Annotated in this window: 18 protein-coding genes; 9 read left to right on the forward strand and 9 right to left on the reverse strand. The window is 38.2% G+C overall.

What is annotated here, in order from left to right:
• Positions 1 to 50: 50 nt before the first annotated feature.
• A complete protein-coding gene (gene atpD, locus ABS766_RS11315; protein WP_408085271.1) occupies positions 51 to 1,562 on the reverse strand; it encodes a F0F1 ATP synthase subunit beta in 1,512 nt (503 codons plus the stop codon).
• 164 nt (positions 1,563 to 1,726) lie between these two features.
• Complete coding sequence (locus tag ABS766_RS11320; RefSeq protein WP_408085272.1) at positions 1,727 to 2,785, reverse strand: formylglycine-generating enzyme family protein; 1,059 nt, start codon at positions 2,783 to 2,785, stop codon at positions 1,727 to 1,729.
• A gap of 126 nt (positions 2,786 to 2,911) precedes the next feature.
• On the opposite strand from ABS766_RS11320, the gene ABS766_RS11325 reads away from it, so the two are divergent.
• The gene (locus ABS766_RS11325) at positions 2,912 to 3,322 is read left to right on the forward strand and encodes a hypothetical protein (RefSeq protein WP_408085273.1); all 411 of its coding nucleotides are present in this window, start codon (positions 2,912 to 2,914) and stop codon (positions 3,320 to 3,322) included.
• Positions 3,323 to 3,377: 55 nt separating this feature from the next.
• Here ABS766_RS11325 and ABS766_RS11330 read toward each other — a convergent pair whose 3' ends face one another.
• The 6 genes from ABS766_RS11330 to ABS766_RS11355 form a co-directional block, all read right to left on the reverse strand.
• A complete protein-coding gene (locus ABS766_RS11330) occupies positions 3,378 to 4,115 on the reverse strand; it encodes a LytR/AlgR family response regulator transcription factor (RefSeq protein ID WP_408085274.1) in 738 nt (245 codons plus the stop codon).
• 11 nt (positions 4,116 to 4,126) lie between these two features.
• Positions 4,127 to 4,444, reverse strand: coding sequence for an Hpt domain-containing protein (locus ABS766_RS11335; protein WP_408085275.1), 318 nt, complete (start codon positions 4,442 to 4,444; stop codon positions 4,127 to 4,129).
• Positions 4,417 to 5,466: an ATP-binding protein gene (locus tag ABS766_RS11340; protein WP_408085276.1), complete on the reverse strand. Its 1,050-nt coding sequence runs from the start codon at positions 5,464 to 5,466 to the stop codon at positions 4,417 to 4,419. The genes ABS766_RS11335 and ABS766_RS11340 overlap by 28 nt, the downstream gene beginning before the upstream one ends.
• A gap of 184 nt (positions 5,467 to 5,650) precedes the next feature.
• Positions 5,651 to 7,582, reverse strand: coding sequence for a PAS domain-containing protein (locus ABS766_RS11345; protein WP_408085278.1), 1,932 nt, complete (start codon positions 7,580 to 7,582; stop codon positions 5,651 to 5,653).
• Between the two features lie 2 nt (positions 7,583 to 7,584).
• A complete protein-coding gene (locus tag ABS766_RS11350; RefSeq protein WP_408085279.1) occupies positions 7,585 to 8,118 on the reverse strand; it encodes a heme NO-binding domain-containing protein in 534 nt (177 codons plus the stop codon).
• Positions 8,119 to 8,129: 11 nt separating this feature from the next.
• Positions 8,130 to 8,543 carry a response regulator gene (locus ABS766_RS11355; RefSeq protein ID WP_408085280.1) on the reverse strand — a complete coding sequence of 138 codons (414 nt, stop codon included), beginning with the start codon at positions 8,541 to 8,543 and terminating at the stop codon, positions 8,130 to 8,132.
• Positions 8,544 to 9,469: 926 nt separating this feature from the next.
• Between ABS766_RS11355 and ABS766_RS11360 the strand changes: the two genes are divergently transcribed.
• From ABS766_RS11360 to ABS766_RS11395, 8 genes are all read left to right on the forward strand, one after another.
• Positions 9,470 to 9,856 (forward strand): OB-fold protein, encoded by a 387-nt coding sequence (locus ABS766_RS11360; RefSeq protein WP_408085281.1) that lies wholly within the window; start codon positions 9,470 to 9,472, stop codon positions 9,854 to 9,856.
• 3 nt (positions 9,857 to 9,859) lie between these two features.
• Entirely contained in the window at positions 9,860 to 10,702 is an 843-nt protein-coding gene (locus ABS766_RS11365; RefSeq protein ID WP_408085282.1) for a DUF5777 family beta-barrel protein, read from the forward strand.
• Between the two features lie 11 nt (positions 10,703 to 10,713).
• The gene (locus ABS766_RS11370; protein ID WP_408085283.1) at positions 10,714 to 11,067 is read left to right on the forward strand and encodes a cytochrome c; all 354 of its coding nucleotides are present in this window, start codon (positions 10,714 to 10,716) and stop codon (positions 11,065 to 11,067) included.
• A 12-nt stretch (positions 11,068 to 11,079) separates the two neighbouring features.
• Positions 11,080 to 11,625: a YceI family protein gene (locus ABS766_RS11375; RefSeq protein ID WP_408085284.1), complete on the forward strand. Its 546-nt coding sequence runs from the start codon at positions 11,080 to 11,082 to the stop codon at positions 11,623 to 11,625.
• Positions 11,626 to 11,631: 6 nt separating this feature from the next.
• Positions 11,632 to 12,156 (forward strand): ankyrin repeat domain-containing protein, encoded by a 525-nt coding sequence (locus ABS766_RS11380; protein WP_408085285.1) that lies wholly within the window; start codon positions 11,632 to 11,634, stop codon positions 12,154 to 12,156.
• Positions 12,157 to 12,158: 2 nt separating this feature from the next.
• On the forward strand, positions 12,159 to 13,847 hold the full coding sequence (locus ABS766_RS11385; protein ID WP_408085286.1) for an Ig-like domain-containing protein: 1,689 nt from the start codon (positions 12,159 to 12,161) through the stop codon (positions 13,845 to 13,847).
• Positions 13,848 to 14,054: 207 nt separating this feature from the next.
• Entirely contained in the window at positions 14,055 to 14,528 is a 474-nt protein-coding gene (locus ABS766_RS11390) for a GNAT family N-acetyltransferase (RefSeq protein ID WP_408085288.1), read from the forward strand.
• 17 nt (positions 14,529 to 14,545) lie between these two features.
• On the forward strand, positions 14,546 to 15,805 hold the full coding sequence (locus tag ABS766_RS11395; RefSeq protein WP_408085289.1) for an aspartate kinase: 1,260 nt from the start codon (positions 14,546 to 14,548) through the stop codon (positions 15,803 to 15,805).
• A gap of 83 nt (positions 15,806 to 15,888) precedes the next feature.
• Here the strand turns inward: ABS766_RS11395 and ABS766_RS11400 are convergent, their stop codons facing one another.
• Positions 15,889 to 16,455 carry a hypothetical protein gene (locus tag ABS766_RS11400; protein ID WP_408085290.1) on the reverse strand — a complete coding sequence of 189 codons (567 nt, stop codon included), beginning with the start codon at positions 16,453 to 16,455 and terminating at the stop codon, positions 15,889 to 15,891.
• Between the last annotated feature and the right edge of the window lie 89 nt (positions 16,456 to 16,544).

Raw genomic sequence — 16,544 nt, forward strand, 5'->3', positions numbered from 1 at the left:
GTTACTGGCCTCATTACTGATAACCATCAACTAACAACCATCAACCGGTTTTACGCTTCAGCTAACATTTTCTGGCCTGCTTCAATTACATCATCAATAGTACCTTTAAGGTTAAAGGCAGCTTCAGGAAGATGATCCAGCTCACCGTCAATAATCATGTTAAAGCCTTTAATAGTATCTTTAATATCTACAAGTACACCAGGTATACCTGTAAACTGCTCTGCTACGTGGAACGGCTGCGAAAGGAAACGCTGAACACGACGTGCGCGTGATACAGATAGTTTATCTTCTTCGCTAAGCTCTTCCATACCAAGAATTGCAATAATGTCTTGTAGTTGTTTATATTTTTGCAGAATTTCTTTTACACGTTGTGCACAATCATAATGCTCATCACCCAAAATTTGCGGTGTAAGTATCCTTGAAGTAGAGTCAAGAGGGTCTACCGCAGGGTAAATACCAAGCTCTGCAATTTTACGGCTCAATACTGTTGTAGCATCAAGGTGGGCAAAAGTTGTAGCAGGGGCAGGGTCAGTTAAGTCATCCGCAGGTACATAAACCGCCTGTACCGATGTAATAGATCCTTTTTTGGTAGAGGTAATACGCTCCTGCATAGCACCCATTTCTGTAGCAAGTGTAGGTTGGTAACCTACCGCTGATGGCATACGGCCCAATAGTGCCGATACCTCAGAACCTGCCTGTGTAAAACGGAAGATGTTATCTACGAAGAAAAGTACATCTTTACCCTGTGCTTCTCCGGCACCATCACGAAAATATTCTGCAATGGTAAGTCCCGAAAGCGCTACTCGGGCACGTGCTCCCGGTGGTTCATTCATCTGCCCAAACACAAAGGTAGCTTTACTTTCCCTCATGCCCGGTTTATCTACTTTGCTAAGGTCCCAGCCTCCTGCCTCCATAGAGTGCATAAAGTCTTCACCATATTTAATAATGCCAGATTCAAGCATTTCACGCATAAGGTCGTTACCTTCACGTGTACGCTCTCCAACACCGGCAAATACCGAAAGACCACCGTGACCTTTTGCAATATTATTAATAAGTTCCTGTATCAATACTGTTTTACCAACACCTGCACCACCAAACAAACCAATTTTACCGCCTTTTGCATAAGGCTCAATAAGGTCTATTACTTTAATACCGGTGTAAAGCACTTCAGAAGATGTAGAAAGATCTTCAAATTTTGGTGCCTGGCGGTGAATAGGTAAACCATTCTCTCCTGCTTTTGGCAGGTTACCAAGGCCGTCAATAGCATCGCCAACCACATTAAACAAGCGTCCGTAAATATCTTTACCTATAGGCATTTGTATAGGCGCTCCTGTAGCGGTAACTTCATGCCCACGGCTAAGGCCGTCTGTAGAGTCCATAGAAATAGTACGCACAGTATCTTCACCAATGTGTGATTGTACCTCAAGCACTAATTTTGAACCATCTTTTTTAGTGATTTCAAGTGAATCATAAATTTTAGGGAGCTCGGCATCCTGGGCATTAAAGACCACATCTACCACCGGCCCGATAATCTGTGCAACTTTACCTGTAACTTTAGACATTGCTTATGTATTTATTTAACAGCTGTTTACGTTATATTAAAAAACGGTGTTTTTTCGAGCGCAAAGATAACTTTTTATCTGAGAAATATGCAATTTAAATTTTGGATTTTTTTAAACCCTTAAAGTATCGCAGGTTTGGTTATAAAATGTGGTGTGTTGTAATTTTATTTAAGCATCTCAGGGTCTGCAACCGTCCTGAAGCCTACGTGATCTGAACTTGAATCCATTGTCATGGCCATACGGGCAGAAATACGAAAACTGGAACAATAGGATTCATTACACAAAAAAGAACCTCCTTTTATAATTTTTTCTGGCTGGTAAGGGTTTTGTGGGTTAAAGGCTGTGGCGGCTCCTTTAGGATTTTCCGTAGCCGTACCCGTAGCCGCAAGTTGCCCATAATAATCTGTATTATACCAGTCCTGCGTAAACTCCCAAACATTTCCTGCCATTTCATATAATCCAAGGCTATTGGCCGGGAACGATTTAACCGGGGCAAGATAACTATACCCGTCATCCGGAATGTTTAACGTTGGAAATGAACCTTGCCAGGTGTTTGCTCTTTTATTAAGCTTACTTTTATCATTACCCCAGGTGTATACAGAGCTATCCAGGCTGCCCATGGCGGCCTTTTCCCATTCTGCTTCTGTGGGCAGGCGGCGGTTAGCCCATTTGCAATAGGCAAGGGCATCTTCATAACTTATATGTACTACCGGATAATTATCCTTCCCGTTAATATCAGAACCCTTTCCGTACGGATGTTGCCAGTTTGCGCCGGGTTGCCATTTCCACCATTGCAGGTAATTGCTATAATCTGTTACCCCTTCTACATCGCGGTTAAATATCATAGAGCCGGGCACTAATAAAGAATCAGCTGGTTTTAGCGTTCCGGGCGGTACAGTTTTTTTCATCTCTTCCCAATCTACAGGCCTTTCAGCTGTAGTAATATAACCGGTTGCCGCTACAAATTTTTTAAACTGTGCATTGGTTACCTCGGTCATATCCATAAAAAAGCCATCTACCTGCACGCTATGTGCTGGTTTTTCATATGGTTGCGCCAAATTATCATTTTCTTTTGCGCCCTGTGTAAACTTTTTGCCGGGTACCCACACCATCCCCGGCGGGGTTTTAATATTTTCAGGCCGGGCAGTAACCAGGTCAGCCTGTTTTTCTTTACAGCCTGATAAAAGCAATACTGACACAATAATATATATGATGTTCTTCATTTTGTTAACAAAACAGTATGAAATGTAGTAAAGAATAGTATTTTTGTTTGGATTGCCAAATATAAAACATTCATTTAAATATCGGTTTTACAACCCTTTTATAACTTATAACCTTATTACTTGTTTATGAAAAAAATACTGTTTTTTGTTTTAGTCTTATGTGCATTTATTTCTTGTAATCAGGCAGATGATACGGCACAAATTGATGCGGTTAAACAAAGGCTTTTTATGTCGGGTGAAGCAGGTAAAGAGGAAGAGTACAGTTTTGAGATTGAAAAAATACCTGCACAGGAGGTAGTAAATAAGCTGGTAGAAGAAAAGAAAATACGTATTGATAAATTCAGGCAGGCTCAGGTTGCGGAACCTGTTGCTTTTTTAGAAAAACAGTTAGATTCTCTACAAAAAACCAGGGACGAAGTACAGGGGAAGACATACTATATTGTACATGCTCTTAGGGTAACCGCGCGCGACTCTATCATTACAGATTATTTTGTTGATGATAATAACACCGTAATAGGATTTACCGATACTAAATAAACTAACCTTTAAAGAAAGCTGCCTATAATCCTGAAAGCCTATACCTTATAGATATTTACAGCATATTAAGGCGTTTCATTAGTTCTGGCCGGTTAGACCGGCTAACAGGCACTACATCTTTACCAATAAGCACACTGTTATCTTCAATATCAATAATCTTTTTTGTGTTGATTATATAGGTACGGTGCACTTTTAGAAACAGCGCAGTTGGAAGTTTCTCCTCTATTTTTTTAAGTGTGCTGTGTACTGTGTAGTTTTTGGTTTCGGTTTTTATTAATATATAATCGCCCTTGGCCTCAATAATATTAATGGTAGGTATATCTATTTTTATAAGGCGCCTGTCTATATTTACATAAAATTCGTTTTGAGTATCGGCGGGCTGCCCATCCGGAGTTTGGTTTTTTCTTGCGGCGGTAGGCATTTCAGCGATAGTTTTACCTTTAGATTTGGCCTTGCTTACAGCTTTAGAAAAACGCTCTTCTGTAAGCGGTTTTACAAGATAATCTACTATACAATCATATTCAAATGCTTCTATAGCAAAATTTTTATCTGATGTGATAAGCACAATACAGGGTGGGTTTTTAATGGTTTGTATAAAATCAAATCCGGTAAACCCCGGCATGTGTATGTCCAGAAAAATAAGATCAATATCGTCCGAATACTGGTTAAGGTATTTTATGGCATCTATAGCATTAGAAAACTCTTCCGTAACGGTTAAGCCCGGCTCTTTAGCTGCAAATTGCCCAATAATGGCCCTCGCCATTGCTTCGTCATCTATGATAATGCAATTCATTTTTATACGTGTTATAAACCTGTGGTAAAATCATTCATGGCAACAAGCACATCTTCAAATTCATTTTTTAATTTTTCTGAATTTTCGAGCAGGTTTTTTTCATATTCTTCAGCAATATAATAACTTTTTCCCATACCAAAAACGCTTATTTTATGTTTAAGCTTATGTACATTACCTGCGGCGGCCTTATAATCTTTGTTTTGCAGGTTGTTATAATATTCTTTTATTTCCTGTGGCAATTCTGATTTTATAGTGTCAACCAGTTTTTGCCTGAAGGCTGTATCACCGGCCGAAAGCTGTTCTATATAGTCCAGGTTTGGTAATTCCATGTGTGTGGTAAAGTAAAGAAAAAGGTTGTTTGTTGGTTTTCGGTACTTTCGAGCCATATTTTTCCGCCGTAAAAAGAAATTATTTTTTTTACTATAGAAAGCCCCACCCCCGAAGAGTGGTTTTGGCTGTCAAGTTTTGTAAATATATTAAATATTTTATCAAAATATGCCTTTGGTATGCCCTTGCCGTTATCTTTAATATAAAATAACACTTCCGACTCCCGGTCGGTACTGCCAATTTCTATAATGCCTTTTTCCTTATCGTTATATTTAACGGCGTTTTCAATAAGGTTTTGAAATAATTGCCTGAATCTAAAATGGTTCCCATAAATTTTTGGAAGGCGGTTATTTATTTTAACTTCAATATTTGTGGGCGTAATAATAGACTGAAGCACGTCTTCAACAATATTATTAAAATCTACCATACGGTTTTCTGACTCCAGCTTGTCTATAGATGAATATTTTAAGATCCCACTTATAAGCATTTCCATTTTCTCAATATTCAGTAGTATCAGATTAAGAGAATTTATGCTTTCAGCATCCAGTTTTTCACGGTTATCAGATATAACCCAGCTAACAAGGGTGTTAATGGTACGCAATGGCGATTTAAGGTCATGTGAGACCATATGCGCATAATCATTAAGTTCCTGGTTTTGAGTTTCGAGGTTACTGAGTAGCTTTTGGCGCTGCTGGTTCATTTTCACAATTTCTTCAGCCTGCTGTTTTATATATTCTGCAGGATTAAAACCTGTAGCTGAAACCGAACTTAACTCCGGGTTTATAGAGTCTATGATCTTTTGAAGGTTTTTGTTTATCTCCTTTAATGACTCAGATTCTTCCCGCAGCTTTTCGTTGGCAGCAAACAGTTCGTCACTGCTTAATTTCATAGCTCTTTGCAGTAGTGCAATCTGGTCTTCATAATTGGCATAAGAACTTTTTACACTGGCAAGAAACTCTTCCATACCATTGGTTTGCCCTTCTTTTAAGAATTTAGCTATTTGCCTGTCTAGTAATTTATCCATTATTCACGCAAAGGGTTATGGTCATCGTTTGTTATGTAATTTGTACTTCTACCCTTTTATAGGGGTGCCATTTCTCTGTAAAAAGCCTGTTACATGCGTTTCGGCACTGATAACCTCATTTACAAACCCAATTTCTCTTTTTCTATAAGCATCTATTGGTAGTTTTTATATGCCTGCACTGCTTTTATATATTACTTACCGGAAATTCTATATAAAATGTTGTCCCCTGCCCCAGTTCACTTTCTATCCATACCCGGCCGTTATAGTTGTCTACAATTTTTTTGACTATTGAAAGGCCCAACCCGGTTGATTTTTCATTTTTTTCCAGTGACTGAAAAATTTTAAACACTTTTTCAAAATTCTTTTTTTCTATGCCGGGTCCATTATCACGCACATAAAATATATGCCTCGCAGTACTGCTTTCAGCACCTATCTCTACAATTCCACTTGGTTTGTCTACATAAGCTACAGCATTACTTATAAGGTTTTGAAAAAGCTGGTGCATCCTAAACCTGTCTGCCTTTAAAATAGGCATGGTTCCTTTTATAAAAACACTGATATTTTGCGGGATGTGAATAATATTTATAATATTTTCTATAACCTCCTGCAGGTTAACATTTTCTTTTACAAGGTCTGTTTTGTTGATTTTTGAATAGGTAAGCACGCCTTGTATTAAGTGGTCCATTTTTTCCAGCTTGCCTTCAATCATAGAAAAATACTGGGTAGTTTGCTCATTAAATACCCCCTCGTTGTCTTCTTTTATCCAGGCAATAAGAGAATTGATACTTCGTAAGGGCGACTTAAGGTCGTGCGATACTATTTGGGCATAATCTTCAAGTTCAGTATTACTTTTTTCAAGGCTTATCAAAAGCTGTTCACGCTGTTTCTCAAGTTGTTTATGCTCTGTAATATCTTCTTCTATAGCAAAATAACGCGTTATCTGGCCCCAGTTGTTATATAAAGCCTGTCCCTGTATTTTTATCCAGTAACTTTCGCCATTTTTTTTATAGTTTATAATTTCACAGCTAAAAGGTTCTCCTTTTTTTATTTGTCTGTTAAGATATTTTATCGTTTCGGGGTTACTATCTGGCCCCTGCAATAAAGGCCCGGGCTTTTTACCTATAATCTCTTTAAAATCATACCCTGTTATATTACTAAAAGCTGGGTTGCACCATTCTATATATCCCTCTTTATCGCATATAATCACTGCATTCATATTTTTTTGCGCAATTAGTGAGAGCAGCCTAAGTTGCTCTTCCTGCTCTTTTTCGATAGTTTTATCTTCTATCATCGCGAAATACTGAACCAGTTTGCCATCAGAGTCATATATAGGTTGCCCTTTGGTACGGGTCCAGAAATAACTGCCATCTTTACGGCCATGTGTAACCTCAACATCAAAGCTTTCGCCCCGGTAGAAAAGGTCGGCCATTTGTATTAATGCATTTTTATCGCTATTGTATGCGCGGCCTACTTCTATGGGCGATTTGCCTATTATTTCATCAAGCGTATAGCCTGTAACCTGTAGGTAGGCGTTATTGCACCAAAATATTTTAGCATCAGGGGTGGTAAATACAATAGCAGTTTCATTAGCGCTTGCAACCAGAGAAAGGAGATTAAGTTGCTCTCGGTCTTGTTTAAGGGCTTCCTTTTGCTCCTCATTTATTTTTAATTGCTCTTTAAGCTCTTGTGTAGTTATTTGCTGGGAACGCAATATTTGCAAAAGGTCTAGAAGTGGGTCAAAGTTTGAGAAATCGCCAATACTCAGCTTTCTTTGTTTTACATCATCCAGAGAAACAAACCAGGGAGACCCCATAAAAATAAAAAAGGAGCCGATTTTTTGAAACTGTCCTCGCAAAACAAGTTTATCGCCGGTTTTGCACTCCAGTAAAGTAAGCTGGTTAAGGTTATTGTTCAAATCTGCAGGAGATACTTCGTCAATAAAAGGCCTTTTAAAGTAAAAAAAGCTATCTATTCTTTCATTTTCTTTCAGCAATGGGCAAATTTTACGCAAACTTCTGCCCATTGATTTTATTAAAAACTCTTCATTTAATAAAATATGGAAAGGAAAGATATTGTTGAAATTTTCCTCATTAAAACTGAATGTGAAATTTTGCATAATTACCAACTTATTTTGAAAACCTCCTGGGGGCTGCTTTCACTTTGGTATGGTATAGTTTCTATTATTGCCGGATCATTAAAAAATTTTGCCACACCTTTAAGATACCCCTTTACAAAGCTACGTAATCCTTTTGTTTTAGAAACATAATGAACATACAGGCTTTTATCATTAATATTACTAATCCTGAATTCCGGAGGGGTAAGTTCAGGATATATTAACATCATCCTGTTATGGAAATTAGGTAAATTTATTAAATATTCCCTGAAATTGTTTCCGCGGGAATCCATAAAACCTTTAATATTGCTCGTTGTAGTTTCTATAATACGCTCACCAATAGCATCCAGAACCTCCTCTACAGGCATGCCTGTTTCGTGGGCTATTGTAATAGCAAAACTATAAGTAAGGGCATCATTATAGGGCAGGTCAGTCAAAGAAGTGTCTATATCAATGTTTTTCCTGATAGTTTCCCACTGGTCTGTACTAAACCGCTCTGTTACATACTGTTCAATAGTTTTGTATATAATACCGTACATACGTTTAGCTTTTATTGAGATATAACCTCATTTATGCTCCAGTACTCCAATATCCTGGTTACCCGGTCTACATAATCTTCATATTTTAAAGGCTTAAGTACATAACCGGCTATACCAAGGCGGTAGCACTCCATAACATCCTTATAATTGCCAGATGTGGTAAGTATTATAGATGGCAAGTATTTTAGCACATCATCTGCTTTTAATATGCCTAAAAACTCTATACCATTTATTTTTGGCATATTAAGGTCCAGTATAATTATATCAGGAATAATTTCTTTTTCCTTTAATATAGTAAGGGCGTCTTCGCCATTGTTAGCTTCAATTATTTTGTGTTGTAGTTTCATAGTACTTACAACACGTTTAAATTTCATTACTTCAATGGCATCATCTTCTATTAATAATATGTTTAGCAATCGGGGCATTAATTTTAGCTTTTAAAGTGTGTGGTTTTAAATATCAAAGTTAATTATACTATTAATTTCTTTTGGGAGTTTTCGGCAGGCAGATATTTAAGTTCGTTTAACGGCACTTTTAGTTCGGTGAATGGAAATTTACATATTGATTACTTTAAATTATTATAGGCTATCTAATAACAATTTTTAAATTAATCAATTAGCAAATCATAAAATTATGCCTGCATAAAAAAGTGGCATAAAAGTTTTTTGAATTAATCAAAAAACAGCATTAAGAAAACATTTTATCATACAAAAAACTTCATTCACCGACACATATGTTCTTCTTATCGAAAAAAAAACATTTTTTTTTGCTTGTAATAGTATCTTTGAACTATGAAATTGTTTATGATTTCTTAATACAGAAATTATTAAAAAGTGGCATTAGCGCTTTTTTGAAATTTTTTCATGAGTGGTTTTTTTTTATTGGTTAGTTGGTAAACGCCCGGGCAACTCATGCCGGGCGTTTTTTTATTTCATCCTTTAAAATTTTGTAAGTAAATTCCGTTCGTCGAAAGTTTTTTACCATCTATCGGCTCAATATATATTGCTATCGAAATGTAAGATAAATCATGTTATGGGTAGTATATCTTTGTATCAGAATTAAGAACAATAATTATTTTAAATTTTATATCGCTTTTCAGGCTTCCTCACCTCAAAAAAGTATGGCTTTAGCTCCCCGTTAAAGTTATATTCCTGAAGGGCTCACTAATGCTAAACAATAAGCCCGCCACGTAGGCGGGCTTTCTTTTGTGCTAAAATCAAATTCTAAGTCAAACAGTACAAATTCTAAATAAAAGGTTGCAAATAACACCTTTTAAAGTCCCTACTGCATTATAGTTAATAGTTTTGTTAAAAAAGTTAAAACAATTATACAAAAAAGGTTTTTTTAACAAATGAAGAGAAAAACAGGAGCTATAGTAATACTGGCCTTTATAATAATAGGCTCCCTGTATTTTTACTACGGCTATTTATACAAAGACGCACGTAATATAAGTACCGAAGAGGCATCCTTTTCTTTACCTGCTGCACAACTTGTCTCAAATTATAAGGAAGGCATAGCAACATCTGATAAAAAATATCTCAATAAAACAATTGAAATAACAGGAGTCGTTACCAGCATAGCAGACTCTGTTGTTATTATAGACTCTGTGGTGTTTTGCAGTTTTGATATACTGCCCGGCATAAAAGAAAATGATAAGGTTGCCATTAAAGGAAGATGTATAGGGTATGACGAACTTTTTAACGAGGTTAAGCTGGACCAATGTATAGTTAATAAATAATATATGAAGAAGTTTTTAATTTCAGTTAGCCTTTTAGTGTGCATAGGTACCTATGCACAGAACGACCTGCTTTCTGAACTCGACTCTACACAGGTGCAGGACACGCATGCTTCGGCAGCTTTTAAAGGCCTGCAGGTAGTAACGCTGCAAACTACTAAAATGCCTGCCGCAAACGAGTTTTATTTTGTGGTGTCTCACAGGTTTGGCTCGGTAAAAGGGGGACTTTCCGAATTTTTCGGGCTGGATATGGCTACCACAAAAATTGGCGGGGTATATGGCATTACCAACTGGCTTTCGGTAAGTGCTTCGCGCCACACATTGCTAAAAGTATACGAGGGGTCTTTAAAATACAGGCTGGCAAGGCAAAGTGATGCTATGCCGGTTACAGTTGCCGGTTACAGTACAATTGGCGCAAACACCTTTTTAGATAGTGATGATTACCCCAAACTCGAATTTTCAGACCGGCTTAGTTATACTAACCAATTGCTTATTTCACGAAAATTTAATGAAACCGTTTCATTAGAGCTGGTACCATCATTTATACACAAAAACCTATACAACCCCGCTATAGAAAATGATAACCAGTTCTCTTTAGGCGCAGGCGGAAGGGTAAAAATTACACGCCGCCTTTCAATAAACCTGGAATATATGTACAATTTTGATAAGCCTGATTATTATACAAACCCTCTTTCTGTAGGGTTGGATATAGAAACTGGCGGGCACGTGTTTCAGCTCTTGTTTACCAGTTCTCAATCCATGACAGAGAGCGGTTATGTAACCAACGCTGCGGGCGATTGGGGTGATGGCAATTTTTTCTTCGGGTTTAATTTATACAGGGTATTTTAAAGACAGAGAAAATGAAAAAATATATAGTACTTATAATTTTGGCAACACTATACAGTTGCGATTCGCACACCTACGATGATATTAGCGAACCCATTGAAACCGGTGAAATAATTACCTATGTAGCAGATGTAAAGCCTATAATTGATGGCAATTGCATAAGCTGCCACTCAGCTGGGGGAACAGCTTCTTTCAGGCCGCTTACCACCTATGCCGAGGTTACCGGAGCAATACAAAATGCCGGCCTGCTGCAGCGTATACAACTTGCAAACGGAGAACCGGGTCTTATGCCGCAAACCGGAAGAATGCCGCAAACCACAATAAATGTAGTATTAGAATGGGTAAACGGGGGCATGCCCAAAAATTAAAATACAAAAGCTATGGTAAAGAAAAATATAATAGTAATTGTCTTGCTTATTGTAAGTAATATAAGTTTCGGACAAAAATACAGCACACGTACTGGCAACATAGCTTTTGAGGCCTCAGTACCTTCTTTTGAAGAAGTGGCGGCAAAAACCAATACCGCTTCAGCCGTGTTAGATGCCTCTAAAGGTGATTTTGCTGTATTGGCACTTATAAAAGGGTTCCGCTTTAAAGTTGCCCTTATGGAAGAGCATTTTAATGAGAACTATGTAGAATCGGCCAAATACCCAAAAGCTACTTTTAAAGGCAATATTGCAGATTTTAACCTGGCTAAGGTTACTGATAAACCAATGACTGTTACCATAACAGGAGAATTAACCCTGCATGGAAAAACAAAAAAAATTATACATAATGCCACCATTAGTAAATCTGGGGGCGCTATAGTAGTAAAAGGTGCTTTTGATGTAAAACCACAGGATTTTGATATTGAAATACCCAGCGTAGTAAGTAAAAAAATAGCTGACAATATAGAAGTTACTTATGATTTGACACTTTCTAAATAAAAACCTATGAAAAAGATATTGTTTATACTGTTACTGGTTTCCTCTATTTGCAATGCACAGCAAAACACTGTTAAAGATGTTTTTGATGTTGCCCGTTATGGCACAGTAGAAGATATAAAAGTGCTTGTTAAGCAAAATAAAGATACTATAAACGCAGTGAATGCTATGGGGTTTACACCTCTTATACTGGCTTGTTACCGTGGTAACACCGAAGTAGCAAAATACCTGGCAAAAAACATAAAGGACGTTAATTATAACAGCTCAAGCGGAACAGCGCTGGCAGCGGCAGCTGTAAAGGGTGATACCGAAATGGCCAAAATCCTTCTGGAATATAAAGCCGACCCTAATATAGCCGATGCCGGTGGAATAACTCCGTTGGTATACGCTACGCAATTTCAGAATAAAGAACTTGTAGCGCTACTGCTATCCTATAAAGCCGATAAATACAGAGCGGATAATGATGGCAAAACCCCTTATGACCACGCCGTATTTACTAAAAATGAAGCGATTATTAATTTATATAAAAAATAGCTATGAAAAAAACTCTACTTATCCTTTTTGCTGTGTTTTCTAGTTTCTGCCTTTGGGCACAATCTAAATCTACCGGGGTTGTAACTCTGGGCGCAGGCATGACCGCAAAGCTCGATTTAAATAACGCAAATACAACGGCAACCCTTACCCTTACAGGCTCTTCTGACCGATGGTTTGCATTGCAGTTTGGTTCTTTTGGTACCGGGCAGGGAATGGCAAACGGCCAGGATATGGTGTATTATAATGGTACAACACTAATAGACGGCCACATGGTGGGCGTAGGCAATACTCCCCAAACAGATACTAATAACTGGACCGTTACAAGTAATACCGTTTCAGGTACTACACGCACTATTGTAGCTACCCGCGCTTTTGCAGGCGGCACTAATGATTTTACTTTTTCTTATAGCGATACCACTATAGATTTTGCTTATGCAAGGTGTGCTAACGCATCATTTGTTTTTAGCAACCATGGAGGCAACAGGGGTTATGCGCTAAATAAGGTGTTTAACTGCGAGCCGCCTGCTAACCCAACGGCTAATGCACAAACATTTTGCCAGGGCGCCACAGTTAACAACCTTGCTGCCAGTGGCGGTACCGGGGCTGAATTTAACTGGTACCTTACCGCTACAGGCGGCACAGAGCTTTCTTTAAATACGGTACTAACCACAGGTACATATTATGTATCACAAACCATTAGTGACTGCGAGAGTAACAGAGTGGCCGTAACTGTAACCGTAAATACTGTAAATGCCCCAACAGCATCGGCTCAAACATTTTGTAATGCTGCCACAGTGGCCAACCTTCAGGCAACAGGAGCATCTGGCGCTACTATTAACTGGTATAATGTAGCTGCCGGGGGCACTGCCCTTTCTTCGGGTACAAGCCTTTCAACAGGTACGTATTATGTAGAGCAAACTGTTGGCACATGCACCAGTACCAGAACTAGCGTTTCTGTACAGATTACTGTAATGGGTACGCCTACAGCAGAAGACCAGGAGGTTTGTGCAGGAAACGGTGTATGGGCAATTGATGTTACTATTTCTGGGGAAGGATTCTTTTTCCCTGTATTTTACGATACCCCAACCGGTGGGGAGCCTTTAGATTTAGATTATGTGTTAGAAACAGGTACGTATTATGTTTCTCAGAGTGATGGTGTGTGCGAAGGTGTGAGGGACGCGGTGGTAATTACGGTAAAGCCATTACCAGATACCCCAACCGGCAATACCACCCAGCAATTTGAAACAGGAGATACTATAGCAGACCTTGAAATAACTACCGTAGAGGGTGCTGTAATAACCTGGTATGTAATGCAGGATATTAATTTTATACTCGCAAATGAGAGCGATATGCTTCAGGATGGTGTAACCTATTATGCTACCCAGACTATTGATGGCTGCGAAAGTGAGTATTTAGCAATAACTGCCGATGAAGTTTTGGCAAACCAGGCATTTAGTATAAAAGGATTTGCCTTATACCCTAACCCTGTTAAGGATGTAATTACCATTTCGGCCGCAGAGTCAATTTCAGGTGTAAACATTTACAACCTTTTAGGGCAGGAAATTATGGCACGGCAAATAAACAATACTACCGCAGAAATTTCTGTAGTAAAATTACCGGCAGGTAATTATATAGTAAAAGCCACTGCTGTTGATGGCAGCACAGCAACTGTAAAAATTATTAAATTCTAAGAGCGCAAGGTTGGTATATATTGGTTGGCGCCCCCCGAAAATTTGGGGGGTGCTTTTTTATGGGGTGGCATCATACTACTTTGTAATAAATCAGTAAAGAAATAATCTTTTACACAACGCTTTTACAAAAACACGCCTTTTTGTGAAATAAAATAATTTTAATTACTTAGCAGCATAATTACATTTATTTTTGCGCAAATTTTAGCTATGCACATACGTAAAGGAAAACCCGAAGACATGCCGGCAGTACTGCAACTTATAAAAGAGCTTGCGGTTTTTGAAAACGAACCCGATGCTGTAGTAATAACCGCTAATGACCTGGTACGCGACGGCTTTGGAACCCAGCCCCTTTTTGAAACCTTTGTAGCTGAAAAAAATAATGCCATAATTGGTGTTGCCCTGTTTTATTACCGGTACTCTACCTGGAAAGGCAAAACCATTCACCTGGAAGATTTAATAGTAAACCAGGCCCATCGGGGCATCGGGGCAGGAAGTGGTTTATATAAAGCCGTAATTGCCCATGCAAAAAAACAGGGGTTGCGCCGGGTAGAATGGGCAGTTTTAGACTGGAATACACACGCAGTAGATTTTTATAAACGTAGTGGAGCCAGGGTGTTTGATGACTGGCGCACAGTACAGATGGATGAAACCGGCATTGCTAATTTTGCAGCAACCCTATAACCTTAGTAAGCAAAACCATGAAAGTATTTAAATTTGGAGGTGCATCAGTTAAAGATGCCGAGAGCATTAAAAATGTATTTAATGTATTGCAACAGGTAGGCCATGATGATGTGCTGCTGGTTATTTCTGCCATGGGAAAAACCACCAATGCGCTTGAGGCAGTAATAAAAAACTACATTAATAAATCTCCAGGGTTACAGGCTTCTATACAGGAGGTAAAAAAATACCACAACCAGATACTGCTCGACCTTTTTGATGACGAAGGCCATGCTGTTTTTAGCGCGGTAAATAAAATTTTTAATGACCTTGAAAGCTTCCTTAAAAATAATAAATCGCCTAACTATAACTATGTTTATGATCAGGTGGTAAGCCAGGGCGAAATAATTTCTACCACTATTGTAAGCGAATATTTTAATTACCAGGGGTTAAAAAACTCATGGATAGATGTGCGCGAATTTATTAAAACAGATAACACATACCGCGATGCCTTAGTGGACTGGGAGCAGACTCAAAAAAGGATTTCTAAGGGTATTAAAAAGAAAAACCTCAACATTACGCAAGGCTTTTTAGGGAGTGACGAAAACAACTTTACTACTACATTAGGCCGTGAAGGCAGCGACTATACTGCCGCTATTTTTGCCTATTGCCTCAATGCCGAAAGCGTAACTATATGGAAAGATGTACCGGGCGTGCTGAATGCCGACCCCCGCTATTTTGAAAATGCCATATTGCTCAACCAGATTTCGTACCGCGAGGCTATTGAACTTGCCTTTTACGGTGCTACGGTAATACATCCAAAAACATTACAACCATTACAGCGCAAAGAAATTCCGCTTTATGTAAAATCGTTTATAAACCCATTACTACCGGGAACCAGCGTAAGCAAAGGTGCAGATTTAGAGCCACAGTCAAGTTGCTATATTGTTAAAAAGAACCAGCTTTTGGTATCGCTTTCGTCATTAGATTTCTCTTTCATTATGGAAGAAAATATCAGTGAGATATTTGGCCTGCTGCATAAATACAAAATGAAGGTTAGCCTTATACAAAACACAGCCATCAGCTTTTCGGTATGTGTAGACGATAAGTTTGGTAATTTTGATGAACTTAAAAGCATCCTTTCTAAAAAGTTTAAGGTAACGTATAATGAAGATGTATCGCTGTATACCATCCGCCATTTTACAGATACTTCTGTAGATGCTGTAGCTAAAAATAAAGAAGTACTGGTAAAGCAGATAAGCCGCGAAACATTGCAGATAGTGACTACAGATTTGGAGTAATAAATAACCGCCTTAATTCAAAAATAAATCTTCTGTAGCAACAAGAGATTTGAAGATAGGTGTATACCAATTACTACACAATATTAAAGTGCACTCTGTTCGCGCTTATATTCTTCATAAAACAAACTGTCTTTTATCGCCTGGGCATCCCTCCATCCCTGTTCATCATCGGGGTTTGCCTCTGCTTTTTTAAGCGCTTCAATATATTCCGGGTATTCACGGTATTTAAACTGTAAAATCCATGAATCCTGCATAAACAGGAAAAACATAGTTATTATAACATATATGCCACACCGCAAAACTATATTTTTATAAAAGGCCTGCTTAGTAGCAAAGTATTTAACCACACAAATTATTGCTACCAGCAAAGCAAGCACAATCCCCGGAAAAAGCATGGCAGAACCACCAGGCCAAAACATAAATTTAAACAGTATGCCTATAACAAGTATAGAAAAAGTAATACCGGCAACAATACTGCCTACTACCTGCCAGGTACCTTTTGGCCTGAATAACAAAAAACCCGTAAAGAAATAAACAAGGGAAAGCAGTGCTAAAAAAGTAACAACAACTATATTTACAGGTATATCAAAAAGACTTAGTATCATGGCAACTAAGGCTACAGAAGCCAATATAAGTTCGGCTTTTTTCATAAGGTTTGGTTTTTAAAAACAAACATACAAAATTAAGATTCTAAAAATATATTACGGCCAATACCCATATACCATAGACCAACTAATTA

This window comes from Flavobacterium rhizosphaerae (assembly GCF_046000445.1).
GTDB lineage: Bacteria > Bacteroidota > Bacteroidia > Flavobacteriales > Flavobacteriaceae > Flavobacterium > Flavobacterium rhizosphaerae.

What these genes read in the sequence shown, in the direction of transcription:
- atpD (WP_408085271.1), bottom strand. Translation starts at nt 1,562, where the DNA reads ATGTCTAAAGTTACAGGTAAAGTTGCACAGATTATCGGGCCGGTGGTA.
- ABS766_RS11355 (WP_408085280.1), bottom strand. Translation starts at nt 8,543, where the DNA reads ATGCCCCGATTGCTAAACATATTATTAATAGAAGATGATGCCATTGAA.
- ABS766_RS11340 (WP_408085276.1), bottom strand. Translation starts at nt 5,466, where the DNA reads ATGGATAAATTACTAGACAGGCAAATAGCTAAATTCTTAAAAGAAGGG.
- ABS766_RS11385 (WP_408085286.1), top strand. Translation starts at nt 12,159, where the DNA reads ATGAAAAAAACTCTACTTATCCTTTTTGCTGTGTTTTCTAGTTTCTGC.
- ABS766_RS11395 (WP_408085289.1), top strand. Translation starts at nt 14,546, where the DNA reads ATGAAAGTATTTAAATTTGGAGGTGCATCAGTTAAAGATGCCGAGAGC.
- ABS766_RS11390 (WP_408085288.1), top strand. Translation starts at nt 14,055, where the DNA reads ATGCACATACGTAAAGGAAAACCCGAAGACATGCCGGCAGTACTGCAA.
- ABS766_RS11365 (WP_408085282.1), top strand. Translation starts at nt 9,860, where the DNA reads ATGAAGAAGTTTTTAATTTCAGTTAGCCTTTTAGTGTGCATAGGTACC.
- ABS766_RS11375 (WP_408085284.1), top strand. Translation starts at nt 11,080, where the DNA reads ATGGTAAAGAAAAATATAATAGTAATTGTCTTGCTTATTGTAAGTAAT.
- ABS766_RS11320 (WP_408085272.1), bottom strand. Translation starts at nt 2,785, where the DNA reads ATGAAGAACATCATATATATTATTGTGTCAGTATTGCTTTTATCAGGC.
- ABS766_RS11360 (WP_408085281.1), top strand. Translation starts at nt 9,470, where the DNA reads ATGAAGAGAAAAACAGGAGCTATAGTAATACTGGCCTTTATAATAATA.
- ABS766_RS11380 (WP_408085285.1), top strand. Translation starts at nt 11,632, where the DNA reads ATGAAAAAGATATTGTTTATACTGTTACTGGTTTCCTCTATTTGCAAT.
- ABS766_RS11325 (WP_408085273.1), top strand. Translation starts at nt 2,912, where the DNA reads ATGAAAAAAATACTGTTTTTTGTTTTAGTCTTATGTGCATTTATTTCT.
- ABS766_RS11400 (WP_408085290.1), bottom strand. Translation starts at nt 16,455, where the DNA reads ATGAAAAAAGCCGAACTTATATTGGCTTCTGTAGCCTTAGTTGCCATG.
- ABS766_RS11350 (WP_408085279.1), bottom strand. Translation starts at nt 8,118, where the DNA reads ATGTACGGTATTATATACAAAACTATTGAACAGTATGTAACAGAGCGG.
- ABS766_RS11335 (WP_408085275.1), bottom strand. Translation starts at nt 4,444, where the DNA reads ATGGAATTACCAAACCTGGACTATATAGAACAGCTTTCGGCCGGTGAT.
- ABS766_RS11330 (WP_408085274.1), bottom strand. Translation starts at nt 4,115, where the DNA reads ATGAATTGCATTATCATAGATGACGAAGCAATGGCGAGGGCCATTATT.
- ABS766_RS11345 (WP_408085278.1), bottom strand. Translation starts at nt 7,582, where the DNA reads ATGCAAAATTTCACATTCAGTTTTAATGAGGAAAATTTCAACAATATC.
- ABS766_RS11370 (WP_408085283.1), top strand. Translation starts at nt 10,714, where the DNA reads ATGAAAAAATATATAGTACTTATAATTTTGGCAACACTATACAGTTGC.